Origin of the sequence: Sorangium sp. So ce131 (genome assembly GCF_051519095.1) — a bacterium.
GTDB lineage: Bacteria > Myxococcota_A > Polyangia > Polyangiales > Polyangiaceae > Sorangium.
The window spans coordinates 11,100,677-11,116,048 of the sequence record NZ_CP150455.1 but is presented as its reverse complement, the minus strand read 5'-3'; the positions used below and the strand labels follow the sequence as shown (position 1 = coordinate 11,116,048).

At 68.5% G+C, this 15,372-nt stretch carries 1 protein-coding gene (running past one end of the window); it reads right to left on the bottom strand.

The genetic code is table 11. From position 1 onward, the window contains the following. Positions 1-15,372, bottom strand: partial view of a hypothetical protein gene (locus WMF43_RS40415; RefSeq protein ID WP_437673218.1) — the 5' end (the start) only. 37,275 nt of this gene lie to the left of the window's left edge; the window shows 15,372 of its 52,647 coding nt (coding positions 1-15,372); it begins with the start codon at positions 15,370-15,372; the stop codon falls past the left edge of the window.

Below are 15,372 nucleotides of genomic sequence, written 5' to 3'. Positions count from 1 at the left end.
GCCCGCCTGCAGCAGGTGGAAGACGTTCTTGAGCACCTCGAGCGACTGCCGGTGCCTGTCGATGACCTGCTCCTTGGAGAGCTTGTTCTTGCTCTTCTTCGGGTCGGGGACGGCGCCCTGGTCGATGGCGAATGTCGCCGCGTTGTTGAGCTCGGTTTGCGCGAGGGTCTTTGCCCATTCTGCGGCGATGCGCCGGTCGATCTCCCTGGTGAGGGCGTCTCTGTGCTCCTGATCGGAGGCGTGTTTGGCCTCCATCGACTGGGCCACGGCGGCAGGAGGGCTGCCCTCGAAGCGCTGGCCTTCCTCGCCGCCGCTCATCTTGCGCGCGACGTAGCTGGCGAGCACGACCTTGCTGGCCTTGTGGAGCGGGTGGAAGCCGCGGTACCGTTCGGGGTTGTCGTCGTCGTTGTCCGACAGGTACTTCTCGACCTCGTCGAGCGTGAGCATGCCGGCGGCGTTGAGCCAGCGCTGGCCCTCGGGGGTCGAGGAGAGCTGCTCGAAGGTAACCCACTCGACGTCGCTGAGCAGCGGCCCCTTCGGGAAGCGTCCGCCGATCTGCTTCTTCATGGTCTTGGGGTCGTCGTCGAAGCCGCCGCCGTGGAGCTGTCCAGCGATCCTGGGGATATCGCGCTTGACCCTCTCGCGGTTCGCGAAGCTCGTGTCGGTCCGCCAGAGGGTCTTGTTGATCGCCTTGTCGACGATCCAGGTCACCGCCTCGATGGGGACGGGCGCCGCCTCATCGGGCGTGTTTTCCGAGAACGGGGCCGGCTCGTCCTCGAACTCGTCGGAGTCCGGGGGCGGCTCGAACACCTCCTCGTCGTCGCTGTCCGAGGCGGGGTTATACCCTGCCAGTTTTTCCTCCGGGGCATCAACGGGCGATTGCTGGGTGCCCTGGAGCGCTTGCGGCCGCTGCGTGAGCGGGCCGAAGAGCTCGTCCGACGGATCGTCCTGAGGCCGGTAGCCGTCGGGCTTGCCGGCAAGGTCCTCATTCCCGGTCTCGACAGCGCTCGTGTCGGTCGGGACGGCGTTGCCGCTGCCCTTCACGAAGCTCGTGATGAGGTGAGCGCGCCCGTCAGGCTCTACCCGGACCACCACCTTGGTCGACTCAGCCCAGAGCACCACGTCCTTCGCGCCGCTCTCGTCCGTCGTGATGATGACGTCCCTGGCTGCGTTTTGGGGATCGAGGGCGTCGCGGATCGCGGCGCGCGCGGCCGCCACGTACCGGGTGACGCTCGCCCTCACGTCGTGGTCGCCTGCTCCGGGAGACGTGAACTCGCCCTGGTGCTTGGCCACGTGGTAGGCGGCGGCGCTCGGCGACCTGAAGCCGAGCTGATCGACGTTTTGCCTGAGCGAGGCCACGAGACGATCGCGGTCATCGAGATCATCGACGTTCAGGCTGGCGCCGGTCACGACGCCGGCGTCCCGCACGGCGCCCCGCGCCTCGTTCCACCGCTGCTCCAGCCTCGTCACATCGACGACGCCGCCGGGGCTCTTCCGCGCCGCGGCCACATAGAACTCGAAGCGCTCGACGAACGCGTCGGCGTTGGCGAGCGGCGCGAGGAGCGCGTACTCGGCCGCCGGCTTGCGCAGCGCCTCGTCGATGCCGCCGCTGGCCAGGTCGTACAGGCGGAGGAGCGCGTCGCGCTTCATCTCGCCACCTTCCGCGAAGATCGAGCGCGAGGTGACGTCCTCGATGCCAGCGCTCTCGAGGAAGGGCACGACCTCGTCGAGCTGCGCCTTGAAGCGCAGCCGCTGCTGGGAGCGGTGCGACCCGGACAGGTCGAGCGTCGCCTGGTCGTGAGGCGACCAGGCCATCCCGTCCGACAGGTTCTTGACCAGCATGAGCAGCTTGTTGAACTGCCCGCTGCGGTGCAGCTCGCGCAGCCGCTCGGGGTGCAGCTTCACCTGGCCGCCCAGATCCAGGACGCCGCCCGCCTCCTTGAGCTCGACACCTGCGTCCTTGATGCGCTGGCGGGCGACATCGAGGAAGTCGTCGCTGTCGCTGTCGAGCCCCTCGTCGAACCGCCAGGGCGTGGGACCGCGGTACTCGCCGCTGCTGATGCTCGGGAGGCCCGGCTGGCCGGTGTCCGAGAAGCCGTTGTTCTTCTTGTCCCAGAAGGACCGGCCGTCGCTGCTGCGCCAGCGGTAGACGTGGTAGTGCGGCTTTGCGTGGCCCGCCTGGTTGTGGTTGCTCAGGTCCACGTCGATGAGGACGTGCTCGGGGTCTCCCTCCGGCCGAGGCGAAAGGGCGTGGAAGCGGTACTGGTAGAGGCGCCCGGTGGCGACGTCGATCTTCACCTCCGGCACGGACAGCTGGTACTCGCCCTCCTCGGCGGGGGTATCGCGCCAGCGCGGCACGACGTCGCGGTTGTACACGCTGGTGTCGTCGTCGAGCTGCCCGGCGACGTCGTCGGGCATGAGCTCGCGGATGGCTTCGCGGGGGATGTCGAGGCCCAGCATCAGCCCGATGAGCTGCTCCGGCGAGGTGACCCCGGTCTTGTGGAAGAACAGGTTCTTCTCGATGAGCGGCGCGCCGGGGCCCTTCATCCCGGACAGGATCTCCTTCGCGGCGTCGCGCACGGCGTGGAGGATCTCGCGCTCCATCGTGTAGCCGCGCTGGTAGAACCTGAGCGCGCGGCCGAGCCCCCGCGGCTCGCCGCGGAGGTACTCGATCACCGCTTCCCTGCGAGCCTCGGGCGGCGCGGAGGGGCCTGGATCGGCGACGAAGCGCAGCCTGCGGGCGCGCACGTCCTCCTCCCCGCCGAGCGGGTCCACGAGATTGCCGTCCGCATCCCGGAAGAGCGCATTCATGCGGAAGTCGCGTTTGAGCGCGTCCGCGAGGATGTGCTCCTCGTCCGACCGGTCGATCCCGTCGGAGCTGCTGATGTCGATCACGTTCGGGTACATGCCGAGCTGGATGAGGTTCTGCTCGGGGACCACGTACATGTTGAGGCCCTTGAACGAGGGATTGCTGCGCAGCGCCTCCTCGAGCTCCTCCAGCGGCATCTTGACCTTCAGGTCGATGTCTCTCGGCTCCTTGCCGAGCAGGTGATCGCGCACTGCGCCGCCGACGATGTGGACCGTCGCGCCCTGGTCCTTGAAGAACATCATCACGTCGCGAACGCGATGCGTGCTGCCGACAGGCCTGTTGAGCAGAGCGGCGATGGGGTGCTCGTCGCCGACCGGGGCGTTGTCGTGAGGCGGCGCGTCGGCGGTCTGGATCGTCGGCGCCGGTGCTTCGAGCACGTGCGCGACGATCTTGCGGCCCTTCAGGCTCGGGCTGAAGCTGGCCTGACCGGCCCTGCCGATCACGAACTCCGTCAGCGTCGCCTCCGTGCGCTCCTTCGGGTTGATCCCGGCGAGGTTCAGCAGCGGCCGGGTAACGTGGAGGTCCTTCGTGGCGAAGTGGGGTACGGCGCCGTTGTCGCGCTTGGAGAAGAAGGCGTCCGCGACGATGCTGCGATCGGCGCTGCCCTTGACCTCGCCGACCGACATCTTCGTGAGCTCTACGTACCCGTCGTCATACTCGCCCTTCCGGTTCTGGGCGCTCGGATCGAGCGGGATACGGTACCAGGGGAGCGACCGGCCGCCGAGGTTCACGCGGGTCCCGACGACATCCCCGCTCTCGTACGTCTCGCCGATGCTGGTGTTGGCGACGCGCAGGTCCTGGATGTCGTGATCCCGGATCAGCGCCTCGATCCGCTCGCGGATGTGCCGATCGCTCGCCGAGAGCTGAGCTTTGGTCTTGAGCAGCACCTCGACGAGGTTGCTGTCGACCACCAGCGAGCGCGAGGTGAGCGGCGGTGACAGCGCGAGCTGGTTCTCCAGGCGCTTTTCGCTGTCGAGCAGGTGGTCGACGAAGACGCGGATGAGCCCGGGCCTGCCCTTGGCGATGGCGCCCGCGAGCATCCCGGCGAAGGCGCGCTCGCCGATCAGGCGGGAGACGGCTTTCCTCTCGGTGCTCGTGATCCACAAGCTCTTCTCGGCCCTCGCGAGCACCTCGGTCGGCGTCAGCTCGGCGCGCACCCCGGCGGGCGGCGGGCTCCGCAGCGCCGCGACGTCGATCCCTGCGTTCCTGAGCGGTTCGAGCGCCCCGAGCGCGTCCGCGAAGTCGAAGGCGCGCTTGCGCCGTCCCTTGTAGTCGTCGAGGGCCTTCGAGAGCGAGGTCAGCAGCTTCTTCGTGGTGGCCGCCGTGAAGCCCGTCGGCGCTGGAGCGAGCGCGTGGTCGAGCGTCCTCGCGAAGCGCACGACGCTCTCGTTGTTCGGTGTCAGGAGCTTGGAGGTCCCCGCGGGGGCCTGGCCCTCTGCCTTTTTCTTATCGCGGAGCTTCGCTATCAGGTGCGTGTAGTGTGCGACCCAGTTGGGGATGCCGTCGCCGTCGAGGGCGTTGGCGGTATCCTGCTGCGAGGACTGGACGATGAAGTCTTCGCCGAACGCGCCGAAGAAGAAGTCGCCCCCGCCGTCGGGCGCCGAGCCGTCGTCGCCGTGCTCGCTGCTCGCCGTCGACGACGCTTGAGCGCTGCCCTCGGTCTCCGCTTCCGGTTCTGCATCCGGCTCCGATTCCGACTCCGCATCCGACTCCGATTCCGACTCCGATTCCGGCGCCGGTGGCGGCGCCGCCTCGGCGCTCTCCTGGCCGCGCGGTTCCGGCTCCGGCGCGCCCTCGCGGAACGCCCAGCTCTCCTGGTCGCGCTCGAAGTTCGCCAGGATGCCCTGCGCGTACTCGCCGAGCTGCTCCCTCACCTCGTCGGCGTCGCGCTTGAGCAGATCCGCGTTGAACCTCAGCCACTTGTCGACGAGCTCCTCGGCCAGCCGCGCCGCGGCCTTGGGCGAGAGGGACATCAGGAACGCGAGGCCAGGGATGAGCTGCGCGTCTATCGTATCGACGATGAGCTGCGTGACCTCGGCCCAGCGCTCCTCCGGGACGAGCTCCACCAGGGTGTCGTCCAGCCCCGACGGCGTCAGCTGGACGATTCCGATATCGACGCCCGCCTCGAGCGCCATGAGCCTCTCGGACTGGTTGTTCGAGCGGGCTCCGGCGAGCAGGTCGGCCGGGCTACTGGCAGCTGTCGCGGTCCCGGACGGCCCGCCCGATGCGCGGGGCGCCGTCGCTTGCTGCTGGGCGGATGCGCCGAGGGCCGGCGTTTGTGGCGGGAGAGAGGTCCCGTAGGTGATCGCGGCGAAGACGTTCGGAATGTCCTTCTTGTCGACGCGCACGGGGAAGGTGCGCCCCCAGGACTGGAGCGGGACGATGACGGAGTCGCCGAGGTCGGTGATCGGGCCGTCGATCGGGGCATGGTGTGGCCTGACCGCGGCGGGCTCGCCGAGCCGGGCGACCTTGCCGGGCCCCTGCGGCGCGGTGGCGCCGGCCTGATGCGCCTTCGCTGCGTCCCAGAGCGCCTTGCCGTCCGTCACGGTGGCGATCGCAAAGCCACCCTGCTCCGTCTTCTGAAGGGCCTCGTTGACGCGCGTGACGTCGTAACCTCCCGGAGAGCCGTGGGCCATGAGGCTGGCGCGCGCCCCGGGCGCCGAGCTGAAGAGGTCTGCGATCTGCCTCGCCGAGGTCAGCAGGTCGCCTTGCTTGGCGGCGACGCCAGGCCGCTTGGCGGCGTCGGTCTGCTGCTCGAGCGCGGCGAGGGTGTCGGGCGCGAGCAGCTCGACGAAGCCGCGGGCGAGCAGATGGTCGAGGAGGTAGCGATCCAGGTCCTTTCGGTCGTTCTCCCTCTTCAGGTTGCCGCCCTTCGCCTTGGCGGTGCGGAGACCGTTGACGAGAGGGGCGGTAGGAGCCGGGCCGAGCGCTGGCGGGGCATCTCCTGTCATCACGCGCCGGATGAGGTTCAACCCGTCGCTGAGCGTCCCCTTGCCCGAGCCTTGCTGTGCGAGGGAGCCGTCCCCCGGGGAGCTCGCGAGCTTCCCGAGCCGCTTGCCCGTGAAGAGGGCGGCGACCAGGTGGGAGGTGGTGGCGAGATCGTTCTTCAGCGTCGGATAGAGGAAGCTGTTGAGCCCGCAGTTGGTGAAGGCCGACTGCGAGAGCGAGGCGGGATTGTTGATGAGCTCCCGCATCCGGTCGATGACCGAGGGCTTCACGTTCTGGCGCTGGAGCAGCTCGGTCAGGAGCTGGACGGCCTTCTTCTTTTCCTTTTCGCTCGCCGGGTGCGACCACGTACGGCTCTGCTCATCGAGCGCGTCGAGCAGAGCATCGAGCGTCTTCCCTGGGCCCTGTGGGCTCGGCTCGACCTCGGCGCTGCTCTCGGCGGTGGTGGTCGGCGCGGGGGAGGGGCTCTCCGCCACCTCGGCGTGCGGCAGCGGGTCGTCTGCCCCGTCGGCGTCGTCCGCCATGGGGTTATACCCTGCCTGCTCGTCCTCCGGGGGCTGGGCTCCCTGGAGCTCCTGCGGCGGCTGGGTGCGCGGTCCGACGAGCTCGTTGAGGGCGTCCTTGCCCCTCAGGGCCAGGTCTTGCTCGAACTGCTCGGCGCGTTGCCTGAGGGCATCTACCCAGTTGTCGCCGAGCTTGCTCAGGTCGACGGTGCGCGCGTTCTTGGTGGTCTCGTCGCCGATCTTGTCCTGCTTGAGGCCGCCGACGCTGGAGATGGGGTTGGCGGTCTTCTCGGTGGAGAACACGTTGTGGACGTAGCCAACGGTGCTCGGCGCGTGAGGGCCGGTGGTCTCGATGCCGATCTGCAGGGCGCCCTTCCTGCCCGGCTTGGGCGGCCTGTAGCCGATGAACATGTGTCCGTGGGCGCCGTCGGGGAGGATGACGTCGCCGTTGAAGTCCTTGAGGCCGAGGCCGCCGACGGCGAGGTTGATGCCGTAGAGCTCTGTGTCGTCGAGCTTGGACTTGATGGCGGCGAAATGGCCGCCCTCCTCCTTGAACTTCCCGCCGCTGAGGGCGGTGTGATGGGTCCCGAAGGAGCGCTTGAACACGCCGGTGGTGGGGTTGCCGTGCTTGTCGGTGATGCCGAGGAACTCGGTGAGCGCGTAGGGCGCGCTGCCCTTGGGGACCTGGACGTTGACGCGGCCGCCGTGGGAGAGGAGCTTGGCGACGGGCACGTCCTGGAGCGGGACATGGCTCTTTGCGCTGTCGTCGTAGATCTCGGCGCCCGCCTGCAGCAGGTGGAAGACGTTCTTGAGCACCTCGAGCGACTGCCGGTGCCTGTCGACGACCTGCTCCTTGGAGAGCTTGTTCTTGCTCTTCTTCGGGTCGGGGACGGCGCCCTGGTCGATGGCGAATGTCGCCGCGTTGTTGAGCTCGGTTTGCGCGAGGGTCTTTGCCCATTCTGCGGCGATGCGCCGGTCGATCTCCCTGGTGAGGGCGTCTCTGTGCTCCTGATCGGAGGCGTGTTTGGCCTCCATCGACTGGGCCACGGCGGCAGGAGGGCTGCCCTCGAAGCGCTGGCCTTCCTCGCCGCCGCTCATCTTGCGCGCGACGTAGCTGGCGAGCACGACCTTGCTCGCCTTGTGGAGCGGGTGGAAGCCGCGGTACCGCTCGGGGTTGTCGTCGTCGTTGTCCGACAGGTACTTCTCGACCTCGTCGAGCGTGAGCATGCCGGCGGCGTTGAGCCAGCGCTGGCCCTCGGGGGTCGAGGAGAGCTGCTCGAAGGTAACCCACTCGACGTCGCTGAGCAGCGGCCCCTTCGGGAAGCGTCCGCCGATCTGCTTCTTCATGGTCTTGGGGTCGTCGTCGAAGCCGCCGCCGTGGAGCTGTCCAGCGATCCTGGGGATATCGCGCTTGACCCTCTCGCGGTTTGCGAAGCTCGTGTCGGTCCGCCAGAGGGTCTTGTTGATCGCCTTGTCGACGATCCAGGTCACCGCCTCGATGGGGACGGGCGCCGCCTCATCGGGCGTGTTTTCCGAGAACGGGGCCGGCTCGTCCTCGAACTCGTCGGAGTCCGGGGGCGGCTCGAACACCTCCTCGTCCTCGCTGTCCGAGGCGGGGTTATACCCTGCCAGCTCCTCCTCCAGGGCACGAGGGTTGCGCGCTGCGGGGACGTCCGCCGCAGCGGCCTCGGGCGGAGGCGCCGCGCCGGAGGTCTCGGGCGATCGGGGCGCGGCGGAAGGCGCGGAGCGCGACGCGTGGCGCTGCGGGATGCTGAACAACTGCTCGAGCGCTCTCCGATCAATCCCGATGTGATCGACCTTGTCGAGCACCTCGGCGGGGCTGGCCCCCATGCCGTCGAGGATGTAAGAAACCTCCTCCGGCGTGATCTGGTCCTCCTGGAGGAGGTCCTGGAGCACCTTGTTGATGATGGCGGTGTCACCCGGATTGGCCGGCTCGAGGTGACGCTCTTTCCCCTCCTTGTCCTTGTACTTCTTCATCCGGAACTTGATCCACCGGCGGATCTGCGTTGGATCGTGCCTGAGATGCGCCTCCAGCGCCTCGCCGCTGCCGCTCGTCCAGCGGAGCTTCCAGTCCTTCAGATCCTGGAGACCCCGCCCGGTGGGATCGAGCACCTGCTTTTTCTTGGGGTCGTAGTAAAGAGCGTTGATCGTGAAGTCGCGAGAGCCCACGTCCTCCGCGAGATCGAACGAGCTCGTGCCGTGCTCCGGTCCGTGCCGGCTCGCGACGTCGAGCCCGGAGTCCACCTGCCGCTCGATCTGCGCGAGGCCCCAGTACGGCAGCACGCTCGCCTCGGGCAGGCCGCCATCGCGCCGCTTGTCGCCGAGCTTCTGGTAGTGCATCGCCGAGAAGACGTCCATGGCTGGCATGGTCGTCGACAGGTCGATGTCGGTCGGGTCCTTGAGCCCGCCCACGACGTCGCGCACCGCGCCGCCCACGATGGTGGCGATGAAGCCCTGCCCCTCGATCATGTCGACGTACTTGCGGACGGGGATGCGCGCGATCCCGGGGATCTCGGGCGCAAGCTTGAAATCGAGCAGCTTCTCGAGGCGCTCGCCGATGCTCGGATCGCCGAACATCTCCTGCACCTCCTCCACCGGAACGCCGTTCATCGGGGGCGGCCCGGGCTGGCTCTCGTCGATGATGATGTCGTGCTCGTCGAACGAGAGCTCCTCCACCGTGCTCGTGTCAGGGCGGGTCTGCACCCTGAGCCGCTCGTCTTGCGTGGTATAGCCCACCAGCGAGGCCGGCTTGAGCTGCTCGCCGGAGCCGCGCCGCCGGTACTGCAGCTTCATGCCCGCATAGAGCTTCTGCCCGCCCTCGGGGGCCTGCCACGTCTCGGCCAGGCGTACCATCGCCGTCTCGGGCAGCTCTCGCGGCAGCTTCGCCGCCTCGACCGGCACGACCTTCACCGTCCCGTTCCCCAGCGTGACGGTGAGGCCGTCCGGCTCGAAGAAGCTCGCGTAGCTCTTGCCGCGGTCGCGCTCCTTCATATCGCGCCCCACGTGCGTGCCCAGGGCGTCCAGCAGCGCGCTCGATCCGGTCGCGAGCACGGGCGTCGAGCCGGTCTTCTGCGCGGCGAAGAAGACATCGGCGAGCTCGGCCAGGTCGGTCCGCCGCGCGTTCCTCATCTTGAGGCCGTACACGGCGTCGAGGATGGCGGTGTACTCCGGGCTCTTGCGGTCCTCCGCGGTCACCGGCAGGACAGGGACATCGGTGCTCCTTCCTGTCGCGGGCGCGGGACCTCGGTTCTCCTGGCGGTCGAGCTTGTCGATGAGGTCCGCGACCTGGATGCGGAAGAGATCGTCGCTCGTCCGCTCATCCTCCGCCTTGTTCCTCGCGATCTCGCCCAGCTTGCGGTCGAGATCGCGCTCCGCATCCAGGCCGAACAGCAGCGCTGCACCGGGGCCGTTGACGCGGCCGTAACCGAGGGTGGTCGCCCGCACCTCCCGCGGACGCGTGCTTCCCTTTGGCGCGCGCAGCCTCTGGAGCTGGACAGTCTGTGACTTCTCTCCAGGTCGGCGCGGGGAGCTCTGGAGCGCACGGGCGTTCGGATCGCGGCCGGCCACCGCGGAGCGGTTCATCGTCTGCGCCAGACGGGCGTCGAGGAGGAGCGCTCCGTCGAGCGACTGGTCGTCCTGCTGCTGCGCCTCTATCTGCTCCTTGTTCCCGACGAGCCGCTCCACGAAGAGCGTGAGCCGGCCGAGCTTGGTCCGCTGCTCGAAGAGGACACCGGCAAAGGCGGCAGGACCGGCGAGATCGACTGCCTGCTTTACCCGATCGCGCCCGATCGCGTCGACCATCTCGATGACCGCGCCGAGCGCTCCCTCGAAGGGGCGGAGATCCTCGACCAGACCGGCGAACACCCGCCCGCCGAGCAGCTCCGAGAGGCGCGCCACCCCGGTCGGGTTCTTGGTCGTCTCGCCGAGCTCCTCGATCTCCTCCTCTGAGAGCTCACCCGGGAGCTCGAGCGGCGTATCGGACAGGATCGCGCGCTCCGACGTCTGTTTGAGGAGATCGTGGACCCAGTCGGGATCGACCTTCAGCCGCTGTCTCAGCTCGGCGACGGTGAACCGACGACCGGCCATGGTGACGGCGCCGTCGGAGGCGGAGCGTTCGATCGACGCGCGCGGGTGGCGCCGCTGAAGGTGGGCTACCACCTGGTCATCCGACCACGCGTCGATGCGCTGCCCCCGCTCGCGCGCGGCCTCGTCGATGGAGTCCCACGTGCGCAGAAGCGTGAGCACGTCGTCGAGCTCTCGCTGGAGCAAGCCGTAGACCTTCAGCTCGTTGCTCGCCTGCTGCTCGAGCTCAGCTCGCAGGGCCTCGGGGACAGGCCCGGCGCGGTGAGTACGACGCAGCTCCGCCAGCTTCTCGAGCCCCCACGTGAGCTCGGCGAGGCTCTCGGCACGATCCTGGGCTGGATCGTTCAAGACCTGATCGTCCGGGTCATGATGGAACGGGGCGACGGGCTGCTTCCGCTCCGTGACGGCCGGGTCGAGCGCGTCGATCGAGCGATAGGCGGATGTCTCGTAATCGTACAGGACCGGGCGGACCAGCTTGCGTATCGTGTCGATCTCTTCTTCGGTCTCCTCTCTCGACAGGACGGGCCGATCTCCGCGATCGTCGTCCAGCCACTCGGTCAGCTGCCCGTAGACCAGCTTGAGCAGCGCGCCGTGCTCCATGTCGGCCTTGAGCTCGATCTGGTTGAGGTTCGGCACCGCGCCGCCCGACGGCCGGCCGAGGCCGCTCATCTTGGTCCAGCGCTGTCCCTTCTCCCGCATCGAGCTGAGCTCGAAGTAGACGGTCGGCACCCCGAGCAGCGCTGGGAGCTCGAGCGCGCCGCTGATCATGCCCACAGCCATCGCCCGGTTCTTCTCCCGGAGCTGGTCGAGGAAATAGACCTGCTCGACGAACGAGAGGCCAGCACCGTTCCAGTGCTCGTCTTTCCAGTACTCGATCAGATGGCCGGACTGCCGGCTGCGCGCGACCGGCGTGCCGAGCTCATCGAACGGCATCGTCGGTTCGATCTCATCACCGATGATGACCGGCCGGCGTCCGTGGAGATCGTGCTCTACCGCCTCGACGAGCTGGCCGAGCAGGTTGGGATTCGTATCGAGGCCGGGATTGCCGCCACCCGGGGTCCGGCTCGACCCGCGGTTCCACAGCAGAACGATCTCCTCGTTGCCGAACCGCTCCTCCCGGAAGCGGTCGATCGCGTCTTTGCGCTCCGGCGGGATCCTGTCGAACATGCCCGCGATCCGCCGCCGCGAGGCTTCGTAGCGGTCGGCGTGGAACGCCCTCTGGACCACGCTCGTGGCGTAACCGGGTACGCGCAGCTCCGGGTCGGGCGGGCTCCCGTCCTCCGGAAACACGGCGCTGCGCACTTTGTTGTAGTGGTCGCGCGCGCTGCTCCCGGTCGCCTTCTCCTTCTTGATACGCTCGGGCTCGATCCCGGCCTTCCTGTAGAACTCTTCGATGCGGTCGGCGTTCCTCTTCATGCGCGCCCGCTCGGCCCCTTCGCTCGTTCGGGCGCGCTCGTAGAGCTCCTGCACCGGGCGACCTTCGAGCTTCGCGCGCTCCTCGAACGCGCGGACATAGTGGGAGTCGTCCCAGACGATCTGGACCGAGAGCTGCGGGTCGAGCAGCAGCGCCGCGGAGATGATGGCCATGTCGCCGGTCATGTACGCGGCCTGCACGATCGTGCGGTCGCCGGCGTCGGCGTCGTCCCCGGTGTTGCTCGGAGCCTCCGGCTCGGCGCCGGGGGGCCGCGCGGTGGACGTCTCCTTGACTCCCGCGAGCACGTCGGCTGGGCCGAGCGCGTCGCCGGAGCCGTCGCTCGCCCACGCCTGCGCTGGCGCGGGCGCCTGGCCGCCCGCGAGCGTCCCGTAGGTGATCGCCGGGAAGACCTTCGGCATGTCCTTCTTGTCGACCCGCACGGGGAAGCTCCGCCCCCAGGACTGGAGCGGCACGATGACGGAGTCGCCGTGGTCGATGATCGGGCCGACGATCGGCGCATGATGTGGCGTGAGTGATGCGGGCTCGCCGAGCCGCGCGACCTTGTCGGGATCCTGAGCCGCCGAGGAGCTCGCCTGGTGCGCCTTCGCTGCTTCCCAGAGCGCCTTGCCGTCGATCACGGTGGCGACCGCAAACCCAGCCTGCTGCGTCTCTTGAAGGGCGTCGTTGACGCGCGCGACGTCGTAACCCCCGGGAGAGCCGTGGACCATGAGGCTGGCGTTCGCCCCGGGCGCCGAGCTGAAGAGGTTCGCGAGCTGCTTCGCTGAGGCCAGCAGGTCGCCTTGCTCGGCGGCGACGCCAGGCCGCTTGGCGGCGTCGGTCTGCTCCCCGAGCTGCGCGAGGGCGTCGGCGGCGTGCAGCTCGACGAGGCCGCGGGCGAGCAGATGGTCGAGGAGGTGGCGATGCAGGTCCTTTCGGTCTTTCTCCCTCTTCAGGCTGTCGCCTTTGGCCTTGGCGGTCTTGAGGCCGTTGACGAGCGGGCTGGTAGGAGCGGGGCCGAGCGCTGGCGGGGCATCTCCCGTCATCATCCGCCGGATGAGGTCGAGGTCCTCGCTGAGCGCCCCCTTGCCCGAGCCCTGCTGTGTGATGGAGTCGGCCGCCGGGGTGCTCGCGAATTTCCCGAGCCGCTTGCCCGTGAAGAGGGCGGCGACGAGGTGGGACGTGGTGGCGAGATCGTTCTTCAGCGTCGGATACAGGAAGCTGGTGAGCGCGCAGCTGGTGAAGGCCGATTGCGAGAGCGAAGCAGGATTGTTGATGAGCTCCCGCATCCGGCCGATGACCGAGGGATGCACGTTCTGGTGCTGGAGCAGCCCGGTCAGGAGCTGGACGGCCTCCTTCTTGTCCTTCTCGCTCGCCGGGTGCGACCACGTGCGGCTCTGCTCGTCGAGCGCCTTGATCCGATCCTCGAGCGTCTTCCCTGGGCCCTGTGGGCTCGGCTCGACCTCGGCGCTGCTCTCGGCGGTGGTGGTCGGCGCGGGGGAGGGGCTCTCCGCCACCTCGGCGTGCGGCAGCGGGTCGTCTGCCCCGTCGGCGTCGTCCGCCATGGGGTTATACCCTGCCTGCTCGTCCTCCGGGGGCTGGGCTTCCTGGAGCTCCTGGGGCGGCTGGGTGCGCGGTCCGACGAGCTCGTTGAGGGCGTCCTTGCCCCTCAGGGCCAGGTCTTGCTCGAACTGCTCGGCGCGTTGCCTGAGGGCATCTACCCAGTTGTCGCCGAGCTTGCTCAGGTCGACGGTGCGCGCGTTCTTGGTGGTCTCGTCGCCGATCTTGTCCTGCTTGAGGCCGCCGACGCTGGAGATGGGGTTGGCGGTCTTCTCGGTGGAGAACACGTTGTGGACGTAGCCAACGGTGCTGGGCGCGTGAGGGCCGGTGGTCTCGATGCCGATCTGCAGGGCGCCCTTCCTGCCCGGCTTGGGCGGCCTGTAGCCGATGAACATGTGTCCGTGGGCGCCGTCGGGGAGGATGACGTCGCCGTTGAAGTCCTTGAGGCCGAGGCCGCCGACGGCGAGGTTGATGCCGTAGAGCTCTGTGTCGTCGAGCTTGGACTTGATGGCGGCGAAATGGCCGCCCTCCTCCTTGAACTTCCCGCCGCTGAGGGCGGTGTGATGGGTCCCGAAGGAGCGCTTGAACACGCCGGTGGTGGGGTTGCCGTGCTTGTCGGTGATGCCGAGGAACTCGGTGAGCGCGTAGGGCGCGCTGCCCTTGGGGACCTGGACGTTGACGCGGCCGCCGTGGGAGAGGAGCTTGGCGACGGGCACGTCCTGGAGCGGGACATGGCTCTTTGCGCTGTCGTCGTAGATCTCGGCGCCCGCCTGCAGCAGGTGGAAGACGTTCTTGAGCACCTCGAGCGACTGCCGGTGCCTGTCGACGACTTGCTCCTTGGAGAGCTTGTTCTTGCTCTTCTTCGGATCGGGGACGGCGCCCTGGTCGATGGCGAATGTCGCCGCGTTGTTGAGCTCGGTTTGCGCGAGGGTCTTTGCCCATTCTGCGGCGATGCGCCGGTCGATCTCCCTGGTGAGCGCGTCTCTGTGCTCCTGATCGGAGGCGTGTTTGGCCTCCATCGACTGGGCCACGGCGGCAGGAGGGCTGCCCTCGAAGCGCTGGCCGTCCTCGCCGCCGCTCATCTTGCGCGCGACGTAGCTGGCGAGCACGACCTTGCTGGCCTTGTGGAGCGGGTGGAAGCCGCGGTACCGCTCGGGGTTGTCGTCGTCGTTGTCCGACAGGTACTTCTCGACCTCGTCGAGCGTGAGCATGCCGGCGGCGTTGAGCCAGCGCTGGCCCTCGGGGGTCGAGGAGAGCTGCTCGAAGGTAACCCACTCGACGTCGCTGAGCAGCGGCCCCTTCGGGAAGCGTCCGCCGATCTGCTTCTTCATGGTCTTGGGGTCGTCGTCGAAGCCGCCGCCGTGGAGCTGTCCAGCGATCCTGGGGATATCGCGCTTGACCCTCTCGCGGTTTGCGAAGCTCGTGTCGGTCCGCCAGATAGTCTTGTTGATCGCCTTGTCGACGATCCAGGTCACCGCCTCGATGGGGACGGGCGCCGCCTCATCGGGCGTGTTTTCCGAGAACGGGGCCGGCTCGTCCTCGAACTCGTCGGAGTCCGGGGGCGGCTCGAACGCCTCCTCGTCCTCGCTGTCCGAGGCGGGGTTATACCCTGCCAGCATGTCCTCCGGGGCATCACCGGGCGGATCGCGGGGCTCGTCGTCCCGGGTGGCCAGCTCGGATCGCTCATCGTGCGCGCGCGCCGCGTCCTCCGAGCGCATGTCCTGGGTGAGCGCCTGCAGCGTGGGATTGGCGTGCGGCGACCCCGCGGGCGGCCTCGGGGCCGAGGCCGGCCTCGAGAGGCTGGAGGCGGCGGCGTCGCCGGTCGGGTTGCTCGCGCCGGTGCCCGGAGGTGTGACATTGCGGGCGCGTTTCACCTGTGCGGTCAACGGCGGGCGAACATCGCGGGGCCGCTTGCCGAAGGGAGACTCGGACATGGTCAATAATTGCCCCGAAACCCGCGCGCTGCCAAGCGCCTCCAC